Consider the following 25,684-nt stretch of genomic DNA (forward strand, 5'->3'; position numbering starts at 1 on the left):
CAGGCTTCGTCCTCGACGCTCTGGAGCAGGCCCTGCACGACCGACGTCCGGCGAAGGGTCGACTGACATGTCATAGCGATAAGGGGTCGCAGTACGTCAGCATTCGCTACACGGAGCGGCTGCTCAAGGCCGGGATCGAGCCGTCGGTCGGCAGCGTCGGTGACTCGTACGACAACGCGCTCGCCGAGAGCGTTATCGGCCTGTTCAAGACGGAGGTGATCCGTCGTCGCGGACCATGGCGCTCCCTCGAAGCGGTGGAGTTCGCCACCCTCGAGTGGGTCGCCTGGTTCAACACAGGACGCCTCCTCGAGCCGATCGGAAACATCCCTCCCGCCGAGGCCGAGGCGCGCTACTATGCCCAACGGGAGACAACCGCCCTGGCGGCATGACCCAAGCACAAAAGCCTCCGGCCATCCCGGTGCGGTTCAGGTGTTCGGCACCTGGAAGCGCAGCTATGGCCTGCGGCGGATGCGCTGGCTCGGCCTGGCCAAGGCCGGGCTGCAGGTCAGGCTCGCCGCCATCGCCTACAACCTCCGGCGCACCATCACCATGCTGCAGGGCGCCGCAGCCTGACGCGGGACGAGTCTGTCCGGGGTGGCCCGAAACGCCCTAATCGAAGGCAAAATCGGCGCCCCTGCCGGCGCTCATATCGCCCAAACCTCCGCATTGCCGAGCCATCTGCTCGTTCTGGTGCGCTGGGCCCGTTCTGGCGCATCCGCGCACAGCTCTCCTCATACCGGCCGCACGAAATCCTGACCGATCACCAGAGGTCGTGCGGCCGGTATCCCTGTTTGTTTGGCGCGCAGCCGCCACACCAACCCTGCGCTGGGTATCACGCCAGCCGCTCCGGATCTTCGGCCGGGCGAGCAGATCACTTCGCTCAGGTGGGTCCACCCGGTCGGGATGTGTCCTAGCCCAGCGTCTCCACCACATGCGGGAAGACGCTCTGGAAGCCCTCGCCCCACTTTACCGGCTTCTCGGAATTCCGCGCGGCCTGGGCGCCGCGCTGCAGCGCGACGCGGGTGTAGTATTCCCAGAGATGCTCCTGCCCCGCCATGCATTCGATGGCGGCGCGCTTCCTCTCCCAGACCGGGGTGATGTCGAGCAGCATGTCGGGCCGCCAATTGCACTGCTCCGGCTGGTGCGGCTCGAACAGGTAGACCGGCGGGGCGCCGAGGACCGTCTGCCCGGGGTTGTGGCCATGCGCCTGGGCGGTGATGCGGGCATTCTGGGTGAAGTCCGTCACCGCCGGATGGTCGTGGTTGTAGGGATCCTCCTTGCTGTGCGTGAGCACGAAGCGCGGCTGCACGGCGCGGAAGACATCCACCAGGCGGAAGAGCGAGTCCCGGCTCAGCGCGATCGGGTAGTCGCCGAGATCCCAGAACTGGATGTCGTGCACGCCGAGCACGGCGGCGGCGGCGCGGGCTTCCCTCTCCCGCTCCGCCTTCACCCGCTCCAGCGTCATGCCGGGCTGGCGCCAGAGCTTCGCGCTTTCGCCCCGCTCGCCATAGGAGAGGCAGAGGACGGTCACCTGCCAGCCGTGGGCGGCATGGAGGGCGATGGCGCCGCCGGCGCGCCAGACGAAATCGGCGGAATGGGCGCTGACGACGAGGGCGGTATCGGCCATGGACGGTTTCCGGGAAAACAAGGACGGAGGATGAGCCCTCCTCCGCGGGGTACCGCCTGCGGACTCGCAGACAGAGATGGGGCGCGCGGGGGGGGGAATACCGTTCCCCCGTTTCTCACCGCTCCTGCCGCGCGAAGCGCAGCCCGCGTGCCCGGGCCCCGCTCACGATCAGCCCGGTGATCCGCCCGGCGGCGTCACGCGCCAGTTTCGCGTCCACCCAGCCTTGGAACAGCGTCGCGGGCGTCAGCAGGCGGATGCAGTCGCCCTCGATCGGCTGCACGGGCCAGGGGCCGGCCGCGGTCAGCGGGCCGCGCACCCGCGCCGCCAGCCCGTCCCCCTCCGCTGCCAGGGTCCAGACCGTGTCCAGTTCCTCGCAACGGTAGGTCCCGGCCAGCCCCGCCGGCAGCACGGGGGCCTCGGCGGCGCGGCGGAAGAGCGCGACATGGCCGGCATCGGTCTCGATCGCCAGCCGCCCGCCCTCCGGCAGGGTGACGGTGAAGGGATAGATGCCGCGCCGGGCGGCCAGGCGGCCATCCTCGGCCGGGGCCAGGGCGAAGGGCAGGCCGTGCTGGGTCGCGGTCGGCGTGCCATCGGCCTCGATCCCGAACTCCACCGTCGTGCCGCTCTCCGGCTCCAGCCAGCGGCCCGTCAGCGCCCCCAGCGCCGGGCGGGGCGGCAGGGCAGGGACCGGATGCAGGCCCGGCCGGCCCTCCAGCGCCGCGTCGAGCATCTGGTGGCCCAGGTGATGCACATCGATCCCGCCATGATTGGCGATGGCGATCACCGTGACCCCCGCCTCCGGCGCCCGCAGGAAGCAGGTCTTGAAGCCGGGCCAGAGCCCGCCGTGATTCTCCGTGCGCAGGCCACGATACCTCGTCACCTCCAGCCCGCGGGCATAGAGGTTGAGCGTGCCGTTGCTGAAGGGCGCCCGCTCCGCCAGCGCCCGCCCCAGCGCCACCCCGCCCACCTGGCCGGTGGTGAAGTTCCGGTCCCAGAGCGCCAGGTCCTCGACGCAGGAGACGAGGCCGCCCTCGCCGCCCAGTGGGAAGCCGTGCAGGGCGCGGACGAAGCCGCCATCCTGCGGGAAATAGCTGGTGGCGAGGCCCGGGACGATCTCCGTCACGCTCGGCGTGTGGCGCGTCCGCGTCATGCCGAGGGGGGCGAAGATCCGCCGCTCCAGGACGGCGCCGAGCGGCTCGCCCGCCGCCGCCTCGACGATCCGCCCGAGCAGCAGGAAGCCGGTATTGGAATAGAGGAAGCGCGTGCCGGGCGGGAAATTGAGGCCGCGCTGCCGGCCGATGGCGGCCAGCAGATGCTCCGCGGTTGCGGGATGCGACAGGTCGGTGCCCGAGAGCCGCATCAGCTCCAGCATGTCCCGGAGGCCGGAGCAGTTGCGCATCAGCTGGTCGATGCGAATCGCCGCGCCGAAATCGGGCAGTTCCGGCAGCCAGGCATGGATCTCGTCCTCGGTCGAGAGCCTGCCCTCGGCCGCCAGCAGCAGGATGGCGGCGCAGGTGAACTGCTTGCTGACCGAGGCGATGCGGAAGCAGGTCTCCGGCCCGATCGGCACGCCGAGTTCGAGGCTCGCCGCGCCCGCGCTCTCCTGCAGCACCAGGGCGCCGTCCCGCACCAGGCCCAGCGTCGCGCCGGGGCTGCCCGGCCGGTCCCAGGGCGCGAGCAGCCGGCGCGCCTTCCGGCGCAGGGCGAGAAGGTCGAGATCGGTCATGTCCGGCGCATGACATGCTGACGCATGCCATGCCTCAGACGCCGGTGGCCCTCCGGGCCTTGGCTTCGCGGCACTGGCCGCGGCGCGCATCCGCGCGCCCGGCCCGCTGCGCGGGCCGCAGGTTGGGACGTCATGAGCCAGGCATCATGGAAAAGGAACCCTTCAGTGCAGGCGGGGCGCCTTGAGGAAGGAGCGCCGGTCGATGGAGGCCAGCACCAGCTCCTGCGGCGCGGAGTCCCGGGTGATGGTGAGGCGCACCTTCACCCCGGCCGTGCCGGTGGCCCAAACGGCGCGCCAGAGGCCCGACAGGTCCGAGACGCGAGTATTGCCCACCGCCAGGATCCGGTCCCCCTCCTGCACCCCCGCCTTCTCCGCCGGCCCCTTGCGGGCCATGGAGCTGATGACGACGCCGCTCTCATCCTCGGTCGCGTAGAGGCCGAGCCAGGGGCGGGCCGGCTTGTTCGGCCGGCCGAAGGCCAGCAGGTCGCCGAGGATGGGCGGCAGTAGGCTGGCCGGCACCACCATGTTGAGGTCGACGCGCCGCCCCTTGCCGTCCTGCTGCTGCATGACGAGGGAGCCGATGCCCATCAGCCTGCCATCGCCGCCGATCAGCCCTGCCCCGCCCCAGGAGGGATGCGCGGGCGCGGTGAAGATCGCGTCCTCCAGCATGTATTCCCAATAGCCCGCGAATTCCTGCCGCGCCGCCACGGTGCAGCGCAGCGCATGCTTGCGGCCGCCCGCGGAGGCGAGGATGCAGGTATCGCCCGGCCGGGGCTGGTCGCCGGTCTCGAGCGGCAGGGCCGGCAGGTTGAGCTTGCCGAGCGCCTGGATCAGCCCGAGCCCGGTCTCGAAATCATAGGCCAGGGCATGGCCGGGAATCGCCCGGCCGTCATGCGTGGTCAGCCAGATCGTCTCGGCTTCCGTCACCAGATAGCCGATGGTGGCGATCAGCCCGTCCGGCCGGATCACCACTCCGCTGCCCGCGCGTTCGGTCCCGAGCGTCTGCGCCGTGAAGGCATCCGGCGGGACCAGCGCCTTCACCGCGACCACGGAGCGCAGCACCTGGTCCAGGTCGAACTCATGCTCGGAGGGGTCCGGCTGGAGGTCCGACGGAATTTCCCATTCGCTGCTTGGCATGCCTATGCGTCCGCTCCGCCCCCGAGGGGTTGATCTTCGGTGTGAATATCGGCCGATCCGACGGGTTCGCCAACGCAGGAGATGCCGGATGGATGGAAAGGGGAGACGGCCGTGGCGGAAAAACTGGTGATACTGGGTGCCGGCGGCCACGGTCGGGCGCTGATCGAACTGCTGCGGGAGCTGGGCGGGATCGAGCCGGTCGGGCTGGTGGATGCCACCCCGGCGCTGCCGGAGATGCTGGGCCTGCCGGTGCTGGGTGACGAATCGGTGCTGCCCGGCCTGCGGCGGGCCGGGGTGGGACTGGCCTGCATCGCGATCGGCGATGCCGCGGCGCGGCTGGCAGCGGCGGAGCGGCTGGCGGCTCTCGGCTTCGGCTTCCCGCCCCTGGTGCACCCTGCCGCCATCCGGGCCCGCAGCGCGACCGTGGGGGAGGGGAGCGTGGTGCTGCCGCGGGCGGTTCTGGGCGCCGCCGCCCGGGTCGGGCGCTTCTGCATCGTGAATACCGGCGCGATCCTCGAGCATGACGTGGTGGTGGAGGAGGGCGCGCATTGCGCCCCCGGCTGCGTGCTGCCGGGCGGCGTGCGGGTGGGCGCCCGGGCGCTGGTCGGCGCCGGTGCCGCCTGCCGGCCCTATGTGACGATCGGGGCGGGGGCGGTGGTCGGCACCGGCGCGGCAGTGACGGAGGATGTGCCGCCCGGCGCGGTGGTGGGCGGCGTGCCGGCGCGGCCGCTCGGCCAGGCTCCCGCGCCCGGCGCGGTCTGACGGCGGCCGGGCCGCATCCGGGCGCGGGTCACGCCGCCCCGCGCCGGCTCAACCCGGCCTGGCGGGTGAGTGAGGGAGGGCAGGGCCCTCCCGCGGGTTTCACGCCCGCCGCACGTTCCATGGATAGGGCGAGGTTCCCTTCAGCACCCCCGTCACCCCGCGATGCGCGGTGCGGATGAAGAACTGGCCGAGCGGCAGGAAGGGCACCTGCTGCCAGCTTTCCTGCTGGATCTGCTCGGCGATGCGCTTCTGCTCCGCCTCGCCCTCCGCCACCAGCCAGGCGGCGGTCAGCTCCTCGATGCGCGGGTTGCTGTACCAGCCGAACCAGCCGCGCTCGCCCTGGCCGCGGATCGGCGCGTTGACGGCGGGGTTGATGATGGAGATGCCCGGCCACCAGGTGTGGAAGATGCTCCAGCCGCCCTTCTCCACCGGTTCCTTACTGACGCGGCGCTGCACCAGGCTGCCCCAGTCCATCTCCTGCAACTCGACATTCATGCCGCAGCGGCGCAGGACATCCGCAGTGATCTGGCCGAAGGGGCCGATGGTGGGGAAGTCGGTCGGGTTGATGACGACGACCTTCTCCCCCTTGTATCCCGCTTCCTGCAGCATGCGGCGCACGCGGGCGGGGTCGCGCGGCCCGGCAAGCGCCTCGCCGCCCGTCGTGGTGCCGTAGGGGGTGCCGCAGGGCCACATGGAATGGCAGGTCTTCCAGGCCTCCGGGTCATTGCCCGTGACGGCCTGGACATAGTCCTCCTGGTTGATGGCGTGCAGCAGCGCGCGGCGGATGCCGGCATTGTCGAAGGGCGGATGCAGGTGGTTGAAGCGGCAGAAGCCGATATAGCCGAGGGTGTTGGCGATCTCGATGGTGACGCCCCGGGTGCGGCGCAGCACCGGGATCAGGTCCGCGTTCACCTGCTCCCACCAGTCGATCTCGCCGGATTGCAGGGCCGCCGCGGCGGTCGCGCTGTCCGGGATGATGGTCCATTCCACGCGCTCGAAATGCGCCTGCTTGCCGCCGGCGGTGCGGCTCGGCGGCTCCTGCCGCGGCACATAGCGCTCGTTCCGCGCATAGACCACGCGGCTGCCGGAGATGTATTCATTGGCGAGGAACCGGTAGGGGCCCGAGCCGACGATCTCGGTGACCTGCTGGAAGGGATCGGTCCTGGCGATCCGCTCCGGCATGATGAAGGCGGCATTGGCGAAGGGCTTTGCGAGAGCCTCCACCAGGAGGGGGAAGGGCGACTTCAGCCGGATGCGCAGCGTCCGGTCGTCCGGCGCTTCCCACGCATCCACCACGGCGCCGAGCGACTGGCCGAAGGTGTCGCGCCGCACCCAGCGCGCCAGGCTCGCGGCGCAGTCGCGCGCCAGCACCGGCTCGCCGTCATGGAAGCGGAGCCCGTCCCGCAGGCGGATGGTCCAGGTGCGGCGGTCGTCCGAGACCTCGTGGCCTTCCGCCATCTGCGGCCGAACCTTGAGGTCGTCGGTCGTGCCGTAGAGCGTGTCGAAGACGGTCCAGCCGTGGTTCTCGGTGACCCCCGCGGTGGTCCAGATGGGGTCGAGCGAGGTGAGGTTGGCCTGCGGTACCATGCGCAGGGTGCGGGCGCGCATGTCCTGGCCGTAGGCGGGGGCGGCGAGCGGCGCGGCTGGCAGCGCCGCTGCGGCCTTGAGAAGGCTGCGTCTCTGCATGGCGGGTCTTCCCGAACGTCTCCGCCCGCCATGCTGCCATCCTTGCGTCCCGCGAAGGAAGGCCTGCCGCGCGCTACTCCGCCTGCACCACGTTCCGCAGGCGGCCGATGCCGTCGATCTCGCACTCGATGACGTCGCCGGGCTGCAGGGTCTTCGGCGGCTGCATGGCGTAGCCGACGCCCTCCGGCGTGCCGGTGATGATCACGTCGCCCGGGCGCAGGGTGAAGCCGATCGAGAGCTGGTGGATGATCTCCTTCACGTCGAAGATCATCTTGGAGGTGTGGCTGTCCTGCCGCTTCTCCCCGTTCACGAACAGCCGGATGCCGGTGTTCAGCCCGTCCAGCTCATCCACCGGGACGATCCAGGGGCCGAGCGGGCAGGACCGGTCCAGCGACTTGCCCTTGAACCACTGGCCGTAGCGGCGCTGCAGGTCGCGCCCCGTCACGTCGTTGCCGATGGTCCAGCCGAAGACGTGGTCGAGCGCCTTCTCCTTCGGGATGTCGCGCCCCGCGGTGCCGATGATGACGGCCAGCTCCACCTCGTAGTCCAGCCAGTTGGTCACCCCGGCATGCGCCGGGATCCAGTCCTCTGGCGCGATGACGCAGTCGGGCGCCTTGGTGAAGAATTGCGGGTATTTCGGCAATTCGGATTGGGTGATCCCTCGCGTCCGGTCGCCCTCCGCCACATGGTCCATGTAGTTGCGGCCGACGCAGAAGACATTGCGCCGCGGCCGGGGGATGGGGGCCAGCAGGCGCCAGGACCCGGCGGGCTGGATCGCGGCGGCGGGCGGGTTGGCGGCCAGCGCGCGCACCGCGGCGAGGGCGGCCGGCCCGCCCTCGATCAGCGTCAGCATGTCGCCCGCACCCGGGGCGCCCGGCACGGCCGAGAGGTCGAGCATGCGCCCATCCTCCAGCACGCAGCCGATGCGTGGCCCCTTCGTCCCCCCCTGGGCCTCTGTGAAGGTGGCGAGCCTGGTCATGGATCTTCCCCCCATTCGGGATTCGCTGTGCCGCAGGGGACCCCGCAGGCGATCCGCTGGCAAGCCCCGGCAGCGCCGAGCCGGCGCCACAGGTCAGCGCAGCGGTGGATTCATCCGTTGGAAGTGGATATGGGCGTACCGATCCATCAGCGTGAAATATGCCTGGGAGCCTTTGCATGGTGCCACCCATGCGGAACGGCCTGCTGCCCCCTGCCCCGATCCGGCGCCGTGCCCTGGGCGCGCTCGCTGCGGGGGCGTGCGGCTGGCCGGCCGATGCGCGGGCGGAGACGGCGCGGGCGGCCTGGGCGGCCTTCCAGGCGCGCTTCGTGGCGCCCGAGGGGCGGGTGGTCGATACCGGCAATGGCGGCATCTCCCATTCGGAAGGGCAGGGCTGGGGCCTGCTGCTGGCACTGCGGGCCGAGGACCGGCCCGGCTTCGAGCGCCTGCTGGACTGGACGCGCCGCACCCTCGGCCGCCCGCGGGACATGCTGCATGCCTGGCGCTTCCGACCCGGCGCCGCCATGGCGGTGGATGATCCGAACAATGCCTCGGACGGGGATCTCTGCATCGCCTGGGCGCTGCTGGACGCGGGCCAGCGCTGGGGCGCGGCGGAGCATGCGGCGCTTGGCGCCGCCATCGGGCGGGACGTGCTGCGCCTGCTGATCCGCCGCGCCGGGTCCTACAGCGTCCTGCTGCCCGGCCTGCAGGGGTTCGAGCAGCCGGACGGCATCGTGGTGAACCTCTCCTACTACGTCTTTCCGGCCTTCGCCGTGCTGGCCCGGGCGGTGCCGGACCCTGCCTGGGCCAGGCTGGCGGCGGATGGGCTGATGCTGCTGCGCCAGGCCCGGTTCGGCCGCTGGGAACTGCCGCCCGACTGGCTGCTGATCGGCCGCGAGGCCGGCGCCCTGGCCCCGGCACAGGGCCGGCCGCCGCGCTTCTCCTACGATGCCCTGCGGGTGCCGCTCTGGCTGGCCTGGGCCGGGTTGTGGGACGAGCCGGCGCTGCGCCAGGCCGGGCGGTTCTGGAACTCCATGCCGCGCTGGGTGCCGGCCTGGGCCGATCTCGTCACCGATGCGGTCGCGCCCTACCCGGCCTCGGGCGGAATCGCCGCCCTGGCGCAGCTCGTGGCGCGCACTGGCGGCCCGGGGCATCCCTCGCCGCGCGAGGTGCTTTCGGCGCCGGACTACTACGCCGCCATCCTCGCCATGTTGGCGGCCTGGGCGGGCGAGGAGGGATGGGCCGGCCGCAATTGACGGGGCGCGCGCGAAAAGAGCGAAAACATTGGTATTTCTTGAACCCAGGATTGTAGTTGGGTCCGGAAGCAGGAGTAAGCCAGCGGCATGTCGCAGGATGTGGATATCACCCGGGTCGCAGCGGCGCTGAAGACGCCCGGGCTGCGCTACCGCAGCTTCGATAATGAGCCCGTGCGCCCCGTCTCCCCGCCGGCAGCAAAGGCTGCGGTAACGATTCCGGCGCTAGAGACGCCTGTGATGGATGTGCCGGAGGCTCCGCGCGCATCCGAGGAGGCGAGCCCGACCATGACCCTGATTGCGGATGCCCTGTCCAGCATGGCCCCGCCGGTGCCGCCGCCCGCCAGCGCCGCCGCAACCGGGGGGCCATCGGCCTGGCCGTTGCTGGACGCCGTCCGGCAGCCCGCCGGGACGCCGGTGGATGCGATGGCGGGCGGCACCCTGGTCCGGCTGTTCGGCACCGCGGCGGCGCCCACCGCCGCGCCGCCGGCCGATCCCCCGCGGGCCGGCTGGCTGCCCGGGGTCGTGGCTGCGGCCCCCGTCCCGCCCGCCCCGCTTCTGCCGGCCGCCGCCCCGCCGCCGCTGGTCCCTGCCGGGCGGGTGACGGTGCCGCTGACCGACCTGTTCCATACCCTCGGGCACGGCCAGCCCGCCGCGCCCTCGCCCTTCGCCGCACTCCGCCTGCCGGGCGGCACGCCCGGGTCCCGCTAGGCTCGGCAAGCCCGGCATGCCCCTGCTCTGCATCGCATCCCCCAAGGGGGGCGTGGGCAAGACCACGCTCACCGCCAACCTCGCCGATGCCCTGCGGCGGCGGGGGCGGCGCGTGCTTGCCATGGATCTCGATCCGCAGAATGCGCTGCGGCTGCATTTCGGCGTGCCACTGGCGGACCGCGCCGGCTTCGGGCCGGAACTGGCGCGCGGCGGCTCCTGGCGCGGCCATATCCGCCAGACCGCCGCCGGCGTCGCCCTGCTGCCGCATGGCACGGTGGACATGGCGGAGGCCCTGACCCTCGCCAATGCGCTGGAACGCATGCCGGAGCGCCTGACCGGGCCGGTGCGGGAATTGCTGGCCGACCCCTCGCTGATCGTCGTGGCGGACCTGCCGCCGGGCCCGTCCCGCGCGCTGGACCTGATCGCGCCCCTTTCGGACATGGTGATGATCGTGCTGCTCGCGGATGCCCATGGCGCGGCGCTGATGCCGGAGATCGACAGTGGCCGCTTCCTCGGGCTCGGCGGGCTCCATGGCCTGCAGCCCGGGCGGCTGCGGCTGGTGCTGAACCAGGTGGATTACGGCTCCCGCCTCTCCCGTGCGGTGGCGGAGGCGCTGGCCCGCCATCTCGGCCCCCGCCTGCTTGGCGCCATCGCGCGGGAGGATTCGGTGGCCGAGGCGCTGGCCGCCCAGCGCCTGGTGCTGGAGACCGCACCCGCCTGCCGCGCCGCGCTCGACCTGCGGGAACTCGGCCAGGCGGTAGCCACCGCCCTGCCGCTGCCGGTCGAGGCGCCGGCCGCCATCGGCGCCTGGTGGGCCCGATGAGCGCGCCCCGCCTGCAGGAGCGGCTGGCCAGGCTGCCGCTGGCGCGCAGCCGCATCGGCGGCACGGCCCTGGTGGCCTTCGGCCTGCTCCTCGCGCTGATCGTCATCACCGCGCCGCTGCAGGCGGAGGAGCAGGGGCTGTTCGCGCTCTGCGGCTTCCTCGCCGCGCTGGTCATCGGCCGGTTCAAGGGGCGGACCGTCACGCTCCTCCTCGCCGGCATCTCCTGCATCGTCTCGCTGCGCTACCTGCATTGGCGCATCAGCGACACGCTGGACTACACGACCTGGGTGCAGGGCTTCCTCGGCATCGGGCTGCTGCTGGCGGAGGTCTATGCGGTCGTCGCGCTGCTGATCGCCTATGCGCAGACCGCCTGGCCGCTGGAGCGCAAGCCGGTGCCGCTGCCCGACGATTCCGCGGAATGGCCGACGGTGGATGTCTACATCCCGACCTACAACGAGTCGCTCGATGTGGTGAAGCCGACCATCTACGCCGCGCTCGCGCTCGACTGGCCGCGGGACAAGCTGAACATCTATGTGCTGGATGACGGCCGCCGCGCGGAGTTCCGGGAGTTCTGCGCCGCCGTGGGCGCCGGCTACATCATCCGCCCGGACAACAAGGGCGCCAAGGCCGGCAACATCAACCACGCGCTCACGAAGACCGATGGCGAGTATGTCGCGATCTTTGACTGCGACCATGTGCCGACGCGCGCCTTCCTGCAGCTCACCATGGGCTGGATGCTGCGCGACCGCGGGCTCTGCATGGTGCAGACGCCGCACTACTTCTACTCGCCCGATCCCTTCGAGCGGAACCTGGCCAGCGGCGAGCGGGTGCCGAATGAAGGCCTGCTCTTCTACGGCCTCATCCAGGCGGGCAACGACTTCTGGGGGGCGACCTTCTTCTGCGGCTCCTGCGCCGTGATCCGCCGCACCGCGCTGGAGGGGATCGGCGGCGTGCCGCACTCGACGGTGACCGAGGACTGCCACGCCTCCCTGCGCATGCAGAAGGCAGGCTGGCGCACCGCCTATCTGCGCATTCCGCTGGCAGCCGGCCTCGCGACCGAACGGCTGATGCTGCATATCGGCCAGCGCCTGCGCTGGGGCCGCGGCATGATCCAGATCCTGCGGACGGAGAACCCGCTGCTGGCGCACGGCCTGAACTGGCCGCAGCGCCTCTGTTACTTCATGGCGATGTTCAGCTTCCTCTTCCCGCTGCCGCGCTTCGTCTTCCTGACGGCGCCGCTGGCCTGGCTGCTGCTGGGGGAGAACGTCATCGCCGCCTCGCCGCTCGCCATCCTCGCCTATGCCGGGCCGCATATCCTGCACTCGGTCGCGACCGGCAGCCGGATCCAGGGCCATGTCCGGCACTCCTTCTGGTCGGAGGTCTATGAGACGGTGCTGGCGGTCTATCTGGTGCCCGTCACGCTGGCCACGCTGCTCGACCCCCGGAAGGGCAAGTTCAACGTCACCGACAAGGGCGGCACGCTGGAGGAAGGCTATTTCGACATGAAGGCGGTCGGGCCGAACATGGTGCTGGCCGGCTTCCTGCTGGCCGGCGTGCTCTGGGGCATCGTCGGCCTCCTCACCAACCCGCCCGGCTCCCTCGAATTCCAGGCCTTTGCGCTGAACCTCTTCTGGGGGCTGCTCTGCCTCATCACCGTGCTCACCGGCCTCGCGGTCGGGCGCGAAAGGCGGCAGGTGCGTGAGCGCGCGCGGGTCGGGGCGGAGGTGCGGGCGACCATCCGCCTGCCGGATGGCCGGCTCATCCTTGGCAGCACGCGCAACCTCTCGCTCGGTGGCGCCGCGCTCCTCGCCGCGCGGCCGGAGGGGATGGAGGCGCTGGGGCAGGTCTCGCTCACCCTCGATCTCGGCGCCGGCCGGGTCAGCCTGCCGGCCGAGGTGCTGCGCTGGACGGACGATCGCGTGCAGCTCCGCTTCGCGCCGCGCACGCTGCAGGAGGAGGGAAATGTGGTCCGTGCCGTGTTCGGGCGCGCCGATGCCTGGGTGGATTGGGACGACATCCGGCGCGACCGGCCGCTGCGCTCCTTCCTCGAGGTGATGCGCAGCGTCACCGGCCTGTTCGGGGGCGCCTCGCAGTTCTCGCTGTCGCACCACCGGCGCGGTGCCGCCGGCGCGGCGGCCGCCGCAGGGGCGGCACCGGCCGCGCCCGCCCTGCCGGCCGCCCCGCAGGTGCCGCCGCTGCGCGCCTCGCGCGCCGCCGCTGTGCTGCTGGCGCTCGGCCTTGCCCTGCCCGGCGCCGCGCTGGCGCAGGCGCGGAGCGGCCAGTCGCCCGCCCAGGGGGCGCCGGCCGCGCCGGCGGACGCCCCTCTGGCCCCCACCGCCATGCCGCCCCAGGCCCTGCTCGCCTCCGGCGTGCCGGCGGCGCCGGAGGGGGAGGGCACGCGGCGCGTCGCCTACACCCTGCGCCAGCTCGGCCTGCGCGCGCCGATGCAGTTGCGCGGCACCACCGACCTGCAGGGCGTGCTGTTCGGCATCCGCGGCGATGAGGTGGTGACCCAGGCCCGGCTGGTGCTGCAGGGCGCGACCTCCCCGGCGCTGATCCCCGAGCTGAGCCAGATCGCGGTCACGCTGAACGAGCAGTTCATCGGCGCCATCCAGCCCGACCGCTCGCGGCCGAGCTTCGGCCCGATCGAGTTCCCGGTGAACCCGGTCTTCTTCGCCGATGCCAACCGGCTGAATTTCCGCTTCGCCGGCCGCTATGCGGTGGAGTGCAACGACTCGCTCTCGGGCCTGCTCTGGTCCACCATCTCGGACAGCTCGACGCTGCACCTGCGGCTCGAGAAGCTGCCGCCGCTGCGCGACCTGGCCCGGCTGCCGGAGCCGCTCTTCGATCCGCGGCTGACGCGCGATGCGCTGAGCCTGCCGGTCGTGCTGCCGGATGGCGCGGGGAACGAGGTGCTGCGCGCCGCGGCCATCGCCGCCTCCTGGTTCGCGGTGCAGGCGGATTACCGTGGCGCGCAATTCCCGGTCTCCGCCACCCTGCCGGCAGGCGGCCATGCCGTGGTGATCGCCGCCGGGCCGGACAGCGTGCCGGGCCTGGCCCTGCCGCGCTTCGAGGGACCGACCCTCGCGCTGCTGCCGCATCCGGGCGATCCCCATGCGGTCCTGCTGGTCATCGGCGGCCGCACCGCGGCGGAGGCGGCGGCGGCGGCGACCGTGCTGGCGGTGGGGCGGGAGGCACTCTCGGGCGAGGTCGCGCTGGTGCAGGCGCCGGACCTGCGGCCGCGCGAGCCCTATGACGCGCCGCGCTGGATCCGCGGCGACCGGCCGGTCCGCCTCGGCGACCTGGTCGATCCCTCCGAGTTGCAGGCCCATGGCTATGCGCCGGGGGCGATCTCCATCCCCTTCCGCACCGCGCCCGACCTCTACACTTGGCGCGGCCGGCCGGTGCGGGCCAACATCGCCTACCGCTCCCCGCCCGGCCCGATCGTCGATCTCGCGGTCTCCCGGCTCGACGTCTCGATCAACGATCTCTACCTGCGCAGCCTGCCGCTGCTGCCGGCCGAGCCCTCCTGGCCCTGGTCCCTGATCGCCCGCCAGTCCGACCGCCGCCAGGGCGAGGCCGGCCTGCCGCCCTGGAGCGTGTTCAGCCAGAACGAGCTGCAACTGCGCTTCGACCTCCGGCCGCTCTCGCGCGGCGATTGCGCGGCCATCCCGGGCGATGTGCGGTCCTCGATCGATCCCGACAGCACCATCGACCTCTCGGATGCCCACCGCTTCACCACCCTGCCGAATCTCGGCTTCTTCGCAGGCTCCGGCTTCCCCTTCACCCGGCTGGCCGACCTGTCCGGCACGGCGGCGGTGCTGCCCGACCGGCCGCATCCGCAGGAGCTCTCGGCCTTCCTCGGCCTGATCGGCCGGCTCGCGGCGGCGGTCGGCTACCCGGCGACCGGCCTGCAGGTGGTGCGGCCGCAGGGCCTGCCGCAGGTGGCGGGGCAGGACCTGATCCTCATCGGCGCACTCGGCCGCCAGCCGGCGCTTGGCCAGCTGCTGCAGGACGGCCCGGTTCAGCTCGAGGGGAACCGCCTCAGCGTGGCGCTGCCCGATGCGCTGGCGAATATCCGCCATGTCTTCGGCGGCGGCAGCCGCCGCGGCGCGGCGGAGCGGGCGGCGGCGCAGCTGGTCTCGCCGGGGGAAGGCCTCGGCGTGCTGATCGGCTTCGAATCGCCGCTCACCGCCGGCCGCTCCGTGGTCGCGCTCAGTGGCAGCACGCCGGCGGCGGTGGCGGCGATGGCGGAGGCGCTGCGCGACCCCGAGCAGCTGCCGCGCATCCAGGGCGACCTGGCGCTGCTGAGCGGCGGCCGGGTGCAGGGCTTCGCGCTCGGCAACCGCTATACCCATGGCAGCCTGCCCTTCTGGCTCTGGCCGCAATACCTGCTGGGGGATCATCCCCTGGGGCTGCTGGTCCTGCTGGTCGCGGCGCCCCTGCTGATGGCCGGCCCGGTCTACTGGGTCCTGCGGCGCCGGGCCGTGCGCCGCCTGCGGGAGAGGACGATTTGAGCCGCCATGCCCCCCGCCGGCCGCGGCTGGCGTTCATCGCCGAACGCCAGGCCGCCGCAGCCCATGGTCCCGCGCGCGACGGTGTGCGTGTGACCGTGCACGGCCTGCCGCGCTCCGCGCTGGCCGGCGCTGCCCTGGTTGCGGCGCTGGCCGCCGGCCCCGCCGCCGCGCAGACCCTCGCCGCCCGTCCCGCCGCCTCCGAGGCGGCGATCGCCACCCTGCTCGAGCAGGCGAATTTCTGGCGGCTGCAGAACCGGCCGGACCAGGCGGCGCGCGCCCTGGACCGGGTGCTGGCGGTCGATCCCCGGAATGCCGAGGCGCTGGCCGGCGCCGCCCAGGCCCAGGCGCAACTCGGCAACCGGGCGGCCGCCGATGCGCTGCTCTTCCGGCTGCGCGCCATCGCGCCCGCCGATCCCCGGCTGCTGGAGACCGATGTCGCCGTGCGGGCCGCGACGGTGGACCAGGGCGCGGTGGCGGAGGCGCGGCGCCTCGCCCAGTCCGGCCGCCCGGCCGAGGCGATCGCCCGCTACCGCGCGCTGTTCGGCGGCCCGACGCCGCCGGACTCCTTCGCGCAGGAATACTACTCGACCCTCGCCGGGACCGAGGGCGGCTTCGAGGAGGCGCGGACGGGCCTCGCCCGGCTCGCCGAGCGGGCGCCGGGCGATGCGCGCCTGCAGCTCGCCCATGCCCAGGTGCTGACCTATCGCGACGCCACCCGCGCCGAGGGCATCGCCCGGCTGCGGCGGCTGGCCGCCGGCCCCGATCCCGGCGGCGCGGCGACCGCCGCCTGGCGCCAGGCCCTGCTCTGGGAAGGGGACGGTCCGGCCGTGATCCCCGAGCTGGAAGCCTTTCTCGCGCGCCATCCGAACGACCCCGCCATCACCCGCAAGCTGCAGGCGGCGCGCGACCCGCAGGCAGCCGGCCCGCCGGACGAGGCCTCGGCCGCCCGGCTGCGCGGCTTCGCGCTGCTGAACACCAGCCGCGCGCGCGAGGCCGGCCGCGACTTCGAGGCGGCGATCGCCGCGAACCCCGAGGATGCCGAGGCCATCGGCGGCCTCGGCATCGTCCGGCTGCGGGAGGGCCGCTTCGGCGAGGCCCGCACTTTGCTGGAACGCGCGATCCGGCTCGATCCCGCAAAGCGCGCGCAGTGGCAGCGGGCGCTGGATGGCGCCGCCTATGCCGCCGACCTCGCCGCCGCGCGCGGCCAGTTGCAGGCCGGCGAGCTGGACGCCGCCGAGCAGAGCCTGCGCCGCGCCCTGTCGCGCGAGGCGGCCGACCGCGCCGATGCCGAGGCGCTGCTGGGCGACATCGCCCTGCGGCGCGGCGACCTGCCGGGGGCCGAGGCCCGCTACCGCGCCGCGCTGGCGCGCCGGCCCAATCTCGGCGCGGCCAATAGCGGCCTCTATGAGGTGCTGCAGCAGCAGGGCCGCTTCGCCGAGGCGGAGGCGCTGCAGCGCCAGGCCGGCCGGGCCCTCTCGGAAGGCGGCGGCAATGCCGCCCGCGCCGCGCAGTTGCGGGCCGAGGCGCAGCGCGCCAACGACCCCGAGGACCAGATCCTCCGCCTGCGGGAGGCGCTGACGCTGGAGCCGGGCAGCCCCTGGATCCGTCTCGATCTCGCGCGCGCCCTGGCGCGGCAGGGCCAGGCACCGGAGGCGCGCCAGCTCATGGAAGGCGCCGGCCGCACCAGCTCGCCCGAGGCATTGCAGGCCGCCGCCCTCTTCGCCGAGGAGGATGGCCGGCCGGGCGATGCCGCCGGCTATCTCAGCCGCATCCCCGCCCGGCTGCGCAGCGCGGACATGAACCGTCAGCTCGCGCGCAGCCGGGTGGCGGGCGAGGTCGAGCGGGCCAGCACCCTCTGGCGCCTGGGCCAGCGGGCGGAGGGGCGGGCGGCGCTCCTCGCCATCGCGGCGCGGCCGGACCCGACGGGCGGCGCCGCCGCGCTGGCGGTGCGCGCGCTCGGGCTGCTGGGCGACACCGCCGGCGCGGCGGAGGCGGGCCGGGCCGCGATCGCCATGAACCCCGGGGCCCCGCCCGCGGCCCGGCTCACCATCGCCGGCGCGCTGCTCGGGGTGGGGGCGGAGCGGGAGGCGGGGCAGATCGCACGCTCGGTCGAGGGGCTGCCCGGCCTCACCGCCGAGGATCAGCGGCAGGCGGCCGCCCTGCAGGCGGGCTTCGCCATCCGCACCGCCGACCGGCTGAACGAGCAGGGCAACCAGGCCGGCGCCTATGACGCGCTGGCGCCCGTCCTGGCGCGGGACCCGACCAATGCGGCGGCCAATCTGGCCCTCGCCCGGCTCTACCAGGGCGCCCGGCAGCCGGAGCAGGCGGCGCAGGTGGCCGAGGCGGTGCTGCAGGGCGATCCGCGCAGCATGGAGGCCCGGCTTGCCGCGGCAGATGCGGCGATCGCCCGGCGCGACTGGAGCCGGGCCGAGGCGCTGCTGGTCGAGGCGCGCGCCTTCAGCCCGAACGACCCGCGCGTGCCGCTGCTCGAGGCGCGGATCGCCCGCGCCGCCGGCCATCCCGGCCGCGCCCTGCGAGCGCTGGAACGGGCACAGGAACAGGTGCAGGCCCGCGGAGCGGTGCTGCCGGTCGCGGCGGTGGGGCCGGGCGCCGGCGCCAACCCCTTCCGGCCCGCCGGCCAGGTGGCCAGCGCCACCGGCGCCGCGCCGGCCGGCGATCCGGTGGCGGCGGACATCGCCCGGGAACTGGCCGCAGTGCGGGAGGAGACGGCGGGCCGGCTGCAGGCCGGCGGCGGCTTCCGGGTCCGCTCGGGCAGCCCGGGCCTCGACCGGCTCGATGAGTATTCGGCGCCGCTCTCCGCCTCCTTCTCCGGCGGGCCGCTGGGCGGCCGCGTCACCGCGGCGGTGGTGCCGGTGACCATCAACTCCGGCACGGTGGATACCAACAACCTCGCGGTGATGCGCACGGTGGGCACCAATGCCCTGGTGCCGGAGCTGCGCCAGCCGCCGGACCAGGCCACCGGGCCGGGCCCGGCGACCCGCGCGCGCTACGTGCCGCGGGACGATTCCGCCTCCGGCGTCGGGCTCGGCCTGTCCTATGCGCGCAACGCCTTCACCGCCGATATCGGCACCACGCCGCTCGGCTTCCGGTCGCAGAACGTCATCGGCGGCATCGAGCTCGCGCCGGCGCTGACGGACCGGCTGCGGCTGCGGCTGACCGGCGAGCAGCGGGCGGTGACCGACAGCCTGCTGTCCTGGTCCGGCCTGCGCGACCCGGCGAGCGGCCAGGGCTGGGGCGGCGTTGTCCGCACCGGCGGGCGGGCGCAGCTCGAATTCTCGGCGCAGCCGGTGAATTTCTACCTCGCCGGTGGCTACTCCACCTTCACCGGCGACCATGTCGCGCGCAACAGCCGCGTCGAGGCCGGGCTGGGCGGCGCCTGGACGGTTTGGCGGCGGCCGGAGGACGAGCTGATCGCCGGCCTCGACCTGGTCTATTTCGGCTACGACAACAACCAGCGGCTCTTCACCTTCGGCAATGGCGGCTATTTCAGCCCGCAGAGCTATGTCGCGGCGACCATCCCGGTGGATTACCGCGGCCAGAGCGGCAACCTGGCCTACCGGCTCGGCGGCACCATCGGCTTCCAGTCATACCGGGAGAATGCGGCGAAATACTTCCCGACCGATGCCGCCATGCAGGCGCAGCTCGAGGCCGCGGCGGCCGGGGATTCGACCTTGCGCGCGACCAGCCCGTCGCAATCGAGCTCCGGCATCGTCGGCGGGGTGCGGGGCGATATCGAATACACGCTCACGCCGAATCTCCGGATCGGCGCGCTGTTGCGATATGACCGCACGGCCAATTGGAACGAGGCGCGCGGCCTGCTCTTCGCGCGCTACCGCTTCGACCGCTGAGGGGCGGGGCAGAATGGTGAGCCCGACCCCGCTGTGGCCGGCCCGCGCCGGCGGCCTGCGGGGCCTGGCCGCCCCGCGGCACGGCCCTTCGACCTGATCGGAATTTCCGCGGCGCGGGTCGCCCCCCTCGCTGCGCCAAGCAGAGGTGCCCCATGACCGCCGTCGCGGATTCGCCTGCCCTGACCTACCTGGCCCGCCGCGGCGTCTCCGCCCAGTGGCGCGGCTTCCTCCGCGCGCTGGTCGAGACGCTCGACGCCAATCTCGACACCGCCTCGCGCGATGCGCTGCTGCGGGCGGTGGGCGCCCGGCTCGGCGGCCTGCTGCCGCTGCCGTCCTGCGCCAGCCTGGCGGAGCTGGAGGCCCGGATGAGCGAGGCGCTGGCCAGCTGCGACTGGGGCTGGGTGGAGGTCTCGCTCGACCCGCAGGACCGCTCGCTGGTCCTGACGCATTGCGCCGCGCCCTCGGTGGCGACCGGGGCCGAGTCCGGCGGGGCCTGGATCGCCGCGGTGCTGGAGGGGCTGTATGGCGCCTGGCTCGGCGCGCAGCCGGGCGCCGATCCGGGCCTGGCGCCGCGCCGGGTCTCGGTGACACCCGCTGCGGTGACGCTGCGCTACGGGCGCATCTAGAGCGGATCGCGAAGGGGCGTGAACGCCCCGCAGCGTGAATCTGCCCTGCAAACAGCGGTCTACAGCGGATGGGCGTTCAGTCTTGAACGCAATCCGCTGTAGAGCGGATCGCGGGCGGGCGTGAACGCCCCGCAGCGTGAATCTGCTCTACAAACAGCGGTCTACAGGGGATTGGCGTTCAGTTTTGAACGCAATCCGCTGTAGGGCGGATCGCGGGCGGGCGTGAACGCCCGGGAGCGTGGCTCCGCGCGAAAGCAAGGAATCGCAGCGGATCGGCCTTGTTCCGAAGGCAACCCGCCGCAGGGCGCCTCACCCGGCCGGCGGCACCGCGATCTCCAGCCACCCCCGCGCCTCCATCCGGGCCGCATCGCCCGGCCGCAGCAGCACGGTGGTGGTGTCGCTCTCGACGATCGCCGGGCCGGCGATGGCCTGGCCCGGCGCCAGCGCCTCAAAGCGCCAGACCGGCACCGTCGCCATTGCGCCGCCCAGCAGGATGCGGCGCTCCCCGGCGGCGGGCGCCGCCCCGGCCTCCGCGCCCTGCGCCGCGGCGTGGCGCGGCAACACGCCCACCACCGCGACGCGGGCATTCACCAGCACCACCTCCTCCTCCGGAAGGTCGTAGGTGAAGAGGGCGCGGTGGCGGGCATGGAAGGCGGCGCGGATCTGCCCGCCGAGATCCGGCCCGTCCCAGGCGATGCCGTCCAGCGGCACCGCAATCTCGAAGACCTGTTCGCCATAGCGCATGTCGGCGCTGCGGCGCGCCGCCACCTCCCCGCCATGCCAGCCGGCCATGCGGGCGCGGCCCTCCGCCTCCAGCCCGTCGAACAGCGCGCGCAGCGCGGCATCCTCCGGCATCCCGGTCGGCGTCACCGCGCTGCGGGCCAGTTCGTAGCGCAGGTCGGTGTGCAGCATCCCCCAGGCCGAGAGGCCGGCGGCGAAGAGCGGCACGGCGGCGCGGCGCAGGCCGAGCTCGCGCGCCACCGCCGTCGCATGCAGCCCGGCGGCGCCGCCGAAGGAGAGCAGGGCGAAGTCGCGCGGATCGACGCCGCGGCGGACCGTCGCCAGCCGCACGCCATCGGCCATGCGCGCATTGACCAGGTCGTGGATGCCGCTCGCGCAGGCCTCGGGCGTGATGCCCAGCCGCTCCGCCAGCCCCGTCACCGCCCGCCGCGCCGCCGGCAGGTCGAGCCTGCGGGCGCCGCCGAGGAAGTTGTCCGGATCGAGATAGCCGAGCACCAGATTGGCGTCGGTGACGGTCGGCTCCGTCCCGCTCAGCCCGTAGCAGGCCGGCCCGGGCACCGCGCCGGCCGAGCGCGGCCCGACCTGCAGGGTCCCGCCCGGGCCGAGATGCGCGACGGAGCCGCCGCCCGCGCCGAGCGTGACAATATCGAGGCTCTCGAGCGCGATGCGCTCGCCCCCCACCACCCGGCCGCGGCCGAGCGCCGCCTCGCCCTGGGTGACCAGGGCGATGTCGGTCGAGGTGCCGCCCATGTCGAAGGTGACGAGGTCCTGGCCCAGCCCCTGTGCCGCCAGCGCGACGGCCGCGGCGACGCCGCCCGCGGGGCCGGAAAGCGCGGTGCCGACCGCGAGCCGCGCCGCCTCCCCGATCGGCGCGACGCCGCCATGGGAGAGGATGACGAAGAGCGGGCCGCGATAGCCCGCCTCCTCCAGCCGCCCCGCGAGGCGGCCGAGATAGCGGGAGACCACCGGGCCGACATAGGCATTCACCGCGGTGGTCGAGAAGCGCTCGAACTCCTTGATCTGCGGCAGGACATCGGCTGAGCAGGTGACGAAGGCGCCCGGCATGGCGGCCTGCACCGCATCGGCCGCCGCATGCTCGTGCCGCGGCGCCGCCCAGGCGTGCAGGAAGCCGATGGCGACGCCCTCCACGCCCTCGGCCTTGAGCCGGGCGATGGCGGCCTCCAGCGAGGCCGCATCGAGCGGCACCTCTACCCGCCCGTCCGGCCGCAGCCTTTCCTTCACGCCGAGGCGGAGATGGCGCGGCACCAGCGGCTCGGGCGCCGGCAGGCGGAGGTCGTAGCGCTCGGGCTTCAGCCCCTCGCGCATCTCGATGACGTCGCGGTGGCCCTCGGTGGTCAGCAGGCCGATCCGGGCGCCCTTCCGCTCCAGCAGGGCGTTGGTGGCGACCGTGGTGCCGTGGACGATGCGGGCGGTCTGCTGCAGCAGCTCGGGCAGGGTGAGCCGCAGCGCGGTGGCGAGGTTGCGCAGGCCCTGGAGCACGCCCTCCGACTGGTCGGCGGGCGTGCTGGCGGCCTTGGCAAGGGTCTGGGTGCCGTCGGCGCAGATCCCGACCACATCGGTGAAGGTGCCGCCGACATCGATGCCGATGGTGTAGGCGGGCATCAGCGCATGCTCCCGGCGGGCTGGCGGGACGGGGCCAGGCAGGCTTGCCCGGGGCGGCCGGGCCGCGGCGCGGCGGCCGGCCGGGTCGTGGCGGGGCGCCTATCGGGGCAGGGGGGCAGGCCGGGCATCAGACATATCCCTCCGCGGCGTCGCGGGCGCGCGCTGCGGGCGAGCGCTTGCCGGGCGGGCCCCAGCCGCCGCCGCCACCGGCCTCGACCAGCAGCCGGTCGCCGGGCTGGACGGGAATGCCCACCTCCTTGGTCTTCAGCACCCGCTCCGTGCCATCCGTATGGCGCAGGCGGTAATGGTGCGGCTTGCCGTCCTGCCCGCCCAGCATCCCGGCGGCGCCGTGCCGCACGCCATCGCCCGCGGTATTGGCCCGGCAGGGGCCGTCGCTCTCGATCTTCAGGCAGAGCTGCCCGCCGAGGCCGCCGCGATGCTGGCCATCCCCGGCCGAGCCTGGGAGGAATTCATGCGTCTCGAACAGCAGGGGGAAGCGCGCCTCGGCCATCTCGACGCTGCCGAACTTGAGGCCGCCGGCGGAATGCCATTCGCCCGCCGTGGACCAGCCATCGCCGCGGGCGGAGCCGCCGCCGCCCGGACGGGCATGGAACATGTGCCAGACGAAGCGCCGTGATTCCTCATGCCCGCTCGCATCCGCGAGACGCCGCCTGGCGTCCTGGCCGGTGATCGCCACCCGGAAGCGCCGCCCCCAGCCGCCCATGGCGCGGTCCGGGCAGCAGTGCTGGAGCGCGCGGATGATCGCCTCGACGATCTCGTTGGAGCAGTGGCTGGTGCACATGGTCACCGGCGCGCCCTCCCGCGCCCAGACCACGGTGCCCTCCTTCGCCACCACCTCCAGCGGGCGGAAGGCGCCGTCATTCTTCGCCACCTCCGGGTCCAGCAGGAAGGCGAAGGCCATGGCGACGGCGCTGCGCATGTTGGGGTAGCTGGAATTGACGAAGCCGGTGGTCTGCGGGTCGCTCTCCGAGAGGTCCACCACCAGGCTGTCGCCCCGCTTGGTGACGCGGGCGCGGATCGCGACCTCCTCCCGCCCGAAGCCGTCATCGTCCAGGAAGGCCTCGCCCAGCCAGCACCCGTCCGGCCAGGCCGCCAGGATGCGCCGCGCATGCGCCTCCGACAGGTCGAGGATGGCCGAGACCGCCGCCTCCATCGCCCCGGCGCCGTATTTCGCCAGCAGGGGCAGCAGCCGCTGCTCACCAAGCCGCGCGGCGCCGATCATCGCCATCAGGTCGCCACGGAAGTCGCGGGGGATGCGGGTATTGGTGGCGAGCATCCGCAGCAGGTCCTCCCGCAGCCCGCCCGCCTCGCCGAGGCGGATGGGGGGGATGCGCAGGCCTTCCTGCCAGATCTCGGTCGCGCCGGGGTTGTAGCCGCCATGGGTGGCGCCGCCGATATCGGACTGGTGCGCCCGGACGACGGACCAGAAGCGCAACGCCCCTTCCGCAAAGACGGGAATGATGATGGTGAGGTCGGGCAGGTGGCTGCCGCCGTGGTAGGGGTCGTTCAGCAGGAAGGTGTCGCCTTCCCGGATGTCGCCCGCGAAGGCCTCGGCCACTGCCTTCGCGGCCCAGGGCATGGCGCCGACATGGACGGGGATATGGTCCGCCTGCGCCACCAGCCGGCAGGCGGCGTCACAGAGCGCGATGGAGAAGTCGCGGGAGGAGTTGAGGATCTGGCTGTAGGAGGTTCGCAGCATCGCTTCGCCCATCTCCTCCACGATGGCGCGGAGGCGGTTGTCGAGCACGGCGAGGGTGACCGGATCCGGCGCGGGGCGGCGGGGGGTCGCGTCAGCGGGTGTGGCCATGCGGGGACGGTCGGCCGCGGGCCGGGCCGCCGTCAAGCCATGCCGGTGAAACGGGCGGCGCTCCCGTCCAATTTTCGTGATAAGGACCGGGCCTTGCGCCCTTCCCAGGATGCCGGCCGACCGGCGCGGAGAGCATGAGCACAACCTATCTGCGCGGCCCGGAGGCCGGCCCATTGGCCCGGCCACGCGCCGGAATGCGACCCGCGGCGCGGGGCGCGGCACGCGCGCTGGCCGGGGCGGCCCTCATCCCCCTGTTGATGCTGGGCGCGGCACTGCTGTTCCGCGGCATCGGCTTCACGGTCGCCGTCATCGACACGGATGAGGGGCTCTACATCGTCCAGGCCCGGGAATGGCTGCGCGGCAACTGGCCGCTGGTTGCGGTCTGGGACATGCACCCGATCGGCGCGCCGGCGGTCTATGCCGCGGCCATCGGCCTGTTCGGCGACAGCATCGCCACCATCCGCCTGCTGGGCATCCTCTGCACGGCGCTGGCGGGCTGGGCGCTGTACGGGCTGGTGCGCGTCGCCGGCGGGCCGCGGCCGGTCGCGCTGGCCGCCGGGCTGCTCTACCTGGCGCAGAGCGTGCTGCTCTTCGGCCTCGCGACCAATACGGAGGTGCTCTTCGCCCCGGCCGTGGTCGCCACCATGGCCCTTGGCCTGCGGGCCGCCATGCGGGCGCTGGAGGGTGGGGAGGGGCCGCGCTGGAGCGAGCTGGTGCCCATGGGCCTGATGATGGGCATGGCCTTCTCCATCAAGCCGGTGGTGACGCCGGAGGGGTGCCTCGCTTTCGCGCTGCTGACCTTCCCGGCGCTCTGGCGGCGGGTGCTGCGCCCGGGGCGGTTCCTCGCCCTGGCCGCGGCCTATGCCGCGCTGGTCCTGACGCCGACCGCGCTGTTCGGCATCGCCTATGCGCTGCGCGGGCACTTCGCCGAATTCCTGGATGGCTCCTTCCTCGCCCCGCTGCGCTATTCCATGGCCCGGCTGACCCTGCCGGAGGCGGCGCAGCGGCTGCAGACCGCCGCCATGGTGCTGCTCTGGCCCATGGTTCTGGCCGGGCTGGCGCTGGCGCGCTGGGGGCTGCGGCGGGGGCGGGGCGGGCGGCTGGCCCGCATCGCGCTGCTCTGGTTCGCCTGCGGCAGCCTGGCCATCATCGGGCCGGGCTTCTTCTACCCGCACTACTTCCTGATCTGGATGCCGCCGCTCGCCGTGCTGGCGGCGCTGGGGGCCTGGCGGCTGGCCCGGCTGGCCGGGCCGCGGCGGGCCATGGCCGCCTTTGCCGCGCTGGTCGCGGTGGTGGCGGTGGAACTCTGGCGGCAGGAGGCGACGGTGCGGGTCGGGCGCGGGCACGGCATCTGGACCCCCGACCCGGTGCAGGAGGTGGCGAAGGCCGTGAAGGCGCGGCTGCGGCCGGGCGAGGCCATCTTCGTCGCCAACTACCACCCGGTGATCTATGCGATGGCGGATGCCGCGCTGCCGACGCGCTTCGTCTTCCCCGCGCATCTGACCGGCGGCTTCACCCAGGTGGCCGATATCGACACGGATGCGGAGGTGCGGCGCATCCTGGCGACCAGGCCGCGCCTCGTGCTGGTGGATCGCGGCTGGTGGTGGCACCTGCGCCCGAGCGCGGCGGCGATCCTGACCGAGGTGCTGGAGCGCGACTACATGCTGGAGGCGACGGTGGCGGAGGAGCGCGGGCCGGTCGAGCTCTGGCGGCCGAAGTGATCGTCATCGGCCACGGGTTTGCATCCCCGCGCCGCTGACGCATCATCCCCGGAGAAGA

At 73.4% G+C, this 25,684-nt stretch carries 17 protein-coding genes; 10 read left to right on the plus strand and 7 right to left on the minus strand.

Annotated features, from left to right (window positions below):
* The coding region (locus LHA35_RS03715; RefSeq protein WP_226604652.1) for an integrase core domain-containing protein at positions 1 to 389 on the plus strand (389 nt) is incomplete at its 5' end.
* 40 nt (positions 390 to 429) lie between these two features.
* Positions 430 to 573: a transposase gene (locus LHA35_RS03720; protein ID WP_338050838.1), complete on the plus strand. Its 144-nt coding sequence runs from the start codon at positions 430 to 432 to the stop codon at positions 571 to 573.
* Between the two features lie 337 nt (positions 574 to 910).
* Here LHA35_RS03720 and LHA35_RS03725 read toward each other — a convergent pair whose 3' ends face one another.
* The 3 genes from LHA35_RS03725 to LHA35_RS03735 all read right to left on the minus strand — a co-directional run bounded on the left by LHA35_RS03725 (position 911) and on the right by LHA35_RS03735 (position 4,490).
* Positions 911 to 1,627: a PIG-L deacetylase family protein gene (locus LHA35_RS03725; RefSeq protein ID WP_226604657.1), complete on the minus strand. Its 717-nt coding sequence runs from the start codon at positions 1,625 to 1,627 to the stop codon at positions 911 to 913.
* A 115-nt stretch (positions 1,628 to 1,742) separates the two neighbouring features.
* Positions 1,743 to 3,353, minus strand: coding sequence for a serine hydrolase domain-containing protein (locus tag LHA35_RS03730; RefSeq protein ID WP_226604659.1), 1,611 nt, complete (start codon positions 3,351 to 3,353; stop codon positions 1,743 to 1,745).
* Between the two features lie 162 nt (positions 3,354 to 3,515).
* A complete protein-coding gene (locus tag LHA35_RS03735; RefSeq protein ID WP_226604662.1) occupies positions 3,516 to 4,490 on the minus strand; it encodes a S1C family serine protease in 975 nt (324 codons plus the stop codon).
* A 111-nt stretch (positions 4,491 to 4,601) separates the two neighbouring features.
* Between LHA35_RS03735 and LHA35_RS03740 the strand changes: the two genes are divergently transcribed.
* Positions 4,602 to 5,252 carry an acetyltransferase gene (locus LHA35_RS03740; protein WP_226604665.1) on the plus strand — a complete coding sequence of 217 codons (651 nt, stop codon included), beginning with the start codon at positions 4,602 to 4,604 and terminating at the stop codon, positions 5,250 to 5,252.
* Between the two features lie 99 nt (positions 5,253 to 5,351).
* Here the strand turns inward: LHA35_RS03740 and LHA35_RS03745 are convergent, their stop codons facing one another.
* Both LHA35_RS03745 and LHA35_RS03750 read right to left on the minus strand, forming a co-directional pair.
* Positions 5,352 to 6,938 carry an ABC transporter substrate-binding protein gene (locus LHA35_RS03745; protein WP_226604668.1) on the minus strand — a complete coding sequence of 529 codons (1,587 nt, stop codon included), beginning with the start codon at positions 6,936 to 6,938 and terminating at the stop codon, positions 5,352 to 5,354.
* Between the two features lie 73 nt (positions 6,939 to 7,011).
* Positions 7,012 to 7,917: a fumarylacetoacetate hydrolase family protein gene (locus tag LHA35_RS03750; protein WP_226604670.1), complete on the minus strand. Its 906-nt coding sequence runs from the start codon at positions 7,915 to 7,917 to the stop codon at positions 7,012 to 7,014.
* A gap of 176 nt (positions 7,918 to 8,093) precedes the next feature.
* On the opposite strand from LHA35_RS03750, the gene LHA35_RS03755 reads away from it, so the two are divergent.
* The 6 genes from LHA35_RS03755 (at position 8,094) to bcsD (ending at position 19,713) form a co-directional block, all read left to right on the plus strand.
* On the plus strand, positions 8,094 to 9,170 hold the full coding sequence (locus tag LHA35_RS03755; RefSeq protein WP_226604672.1) for a glycosyl hydrolase family 8: 1,077 nt from the start codon (positions 8,094 to 8,096) through the stop codon (positions 9,168 to 9,170).
* A gap of 87 nt (positions 9,171 to 9,257) precedes the next feature.
* Positions 9,258 to 9,878 (plus strand): hypothetical protein, encoded by a 621-nt coding sequence (locus tag LHA35_RS03760; protein ID WP_226604675.1) that lies wholly within the window; start codon positions 9,258 to 9,260, stop codon positions 9,876 to 9,878.
* A gap of 16 nt (positions 9,879 to 9,894) precedes the next feature.
* On the plus strand, positions 9,895 to 10,701 hold the full coding sequence (bcsQ, locus tag LHA35_RS03765; RefSeq protein WP_226604677.1) for a cellulose biosynthesis protein BcsQ: 807 nt from the start codon (positions 9,895 to 9,897) through the stop codon (positions 10,699 to 10,701).
* A complete protein-coding gene (gene bcsA / locus LHA35_RS03770) occupies positions 10,698 to 15,218 on the plus strand; it encodes a UDP-forming cellulose synthase catalytic subunit (protein ID WP_226604678.1) in 4,521 nt (1,506 codons plus the stop codon). The genes bcsQ and bcsA overlap by 4 nt, the downstream gene beginning before the upstream one ends.
* Before the next feature lie 83 nt (positions 15,219 to 15,301).
* Positions 15,302 to 19,087, plus strand: coding sequence for a cellulose synthase subunit BcsC-related outer membrane protein (locus LHA35_RS03775; RefSeq protein WP_226604680.1), 3,786 nt, complete (start codon positions 15,302 to 15,304; stop codon positions 19,085 to 19,087).
* A 152-nt stretch (positions 19,088 to 19,239) separates the two neighbouring features.
* Positions 19,240 to 19,713, plus strand: a complete 474-nt coding sequence (gene bcsD / locus LHA35_RS03780; RefSeq protein WP_226604682.1) for a cellulose biosynthesis protein BcsD — start codon at positions 19,240 to 19,242, stop codon at positions 19,711 to 19,713.
* A 309-nt stretch (positions 19,714 to 20,022) separates the two neighbouring features.
* On the opposite strand, the gene LHA35_RS03785 is transcribed toward bcsD, so the two are convergent.
* Positions 20,023 to 22,077: a hydantoinase/oxoprolinase family protein gene (locus LHA35_RS03785; protein WP_226604684.1), complete on the minus strand. Its 2,055-nt coding sequence runs from the start codon at positions 22,075 to 22,077 to the stop codon at positions 20,023 to 20,025.
* 127 nt (positions 22,078 to 22,204) lie between these two features.
* A complete protein-coding gene (locus LHA35_RS03790; protein ID WP_226604687.1) occupies positions 22,205 to 23,905 on the minus strand; it encodes a hydantoinase B/oxoprolinase family protein in 1,701 nt (566 codons plus the stop codon).
* 134 nt (positions 23,906 to 24,039) lie between these two features.
* Here LHA35_RS03790 and LHA35_RS03795 point away from each other — a divergent pair, with 134 nt between their 5' ends.
* Positions 24,040 to 25,626: an ArnT family glycosyltransferase gene (locus tag LHA35_RS03795; RefSeq protein WP_226604691.1), complete on the plus strand. Its 1,587-nt coding sequence runs from the start codon at positions 24,040 to 24,042 to the stop codon at positions 25,624 to 25,626.
* Positions 25,627 to 25,684 lie beyond the last annotated feature (58 nt).

The organism is Roseicella aerolata (assembly GCF_020523605.1).
Taxonomy (GTDB): domain Bacteria; phylum Pseudomonadota; class Alphaproteobacteria; order Acetobacterales; family Acetobacteraceae; genus Paracraurococcus; species Paracraurococcus aerolatus.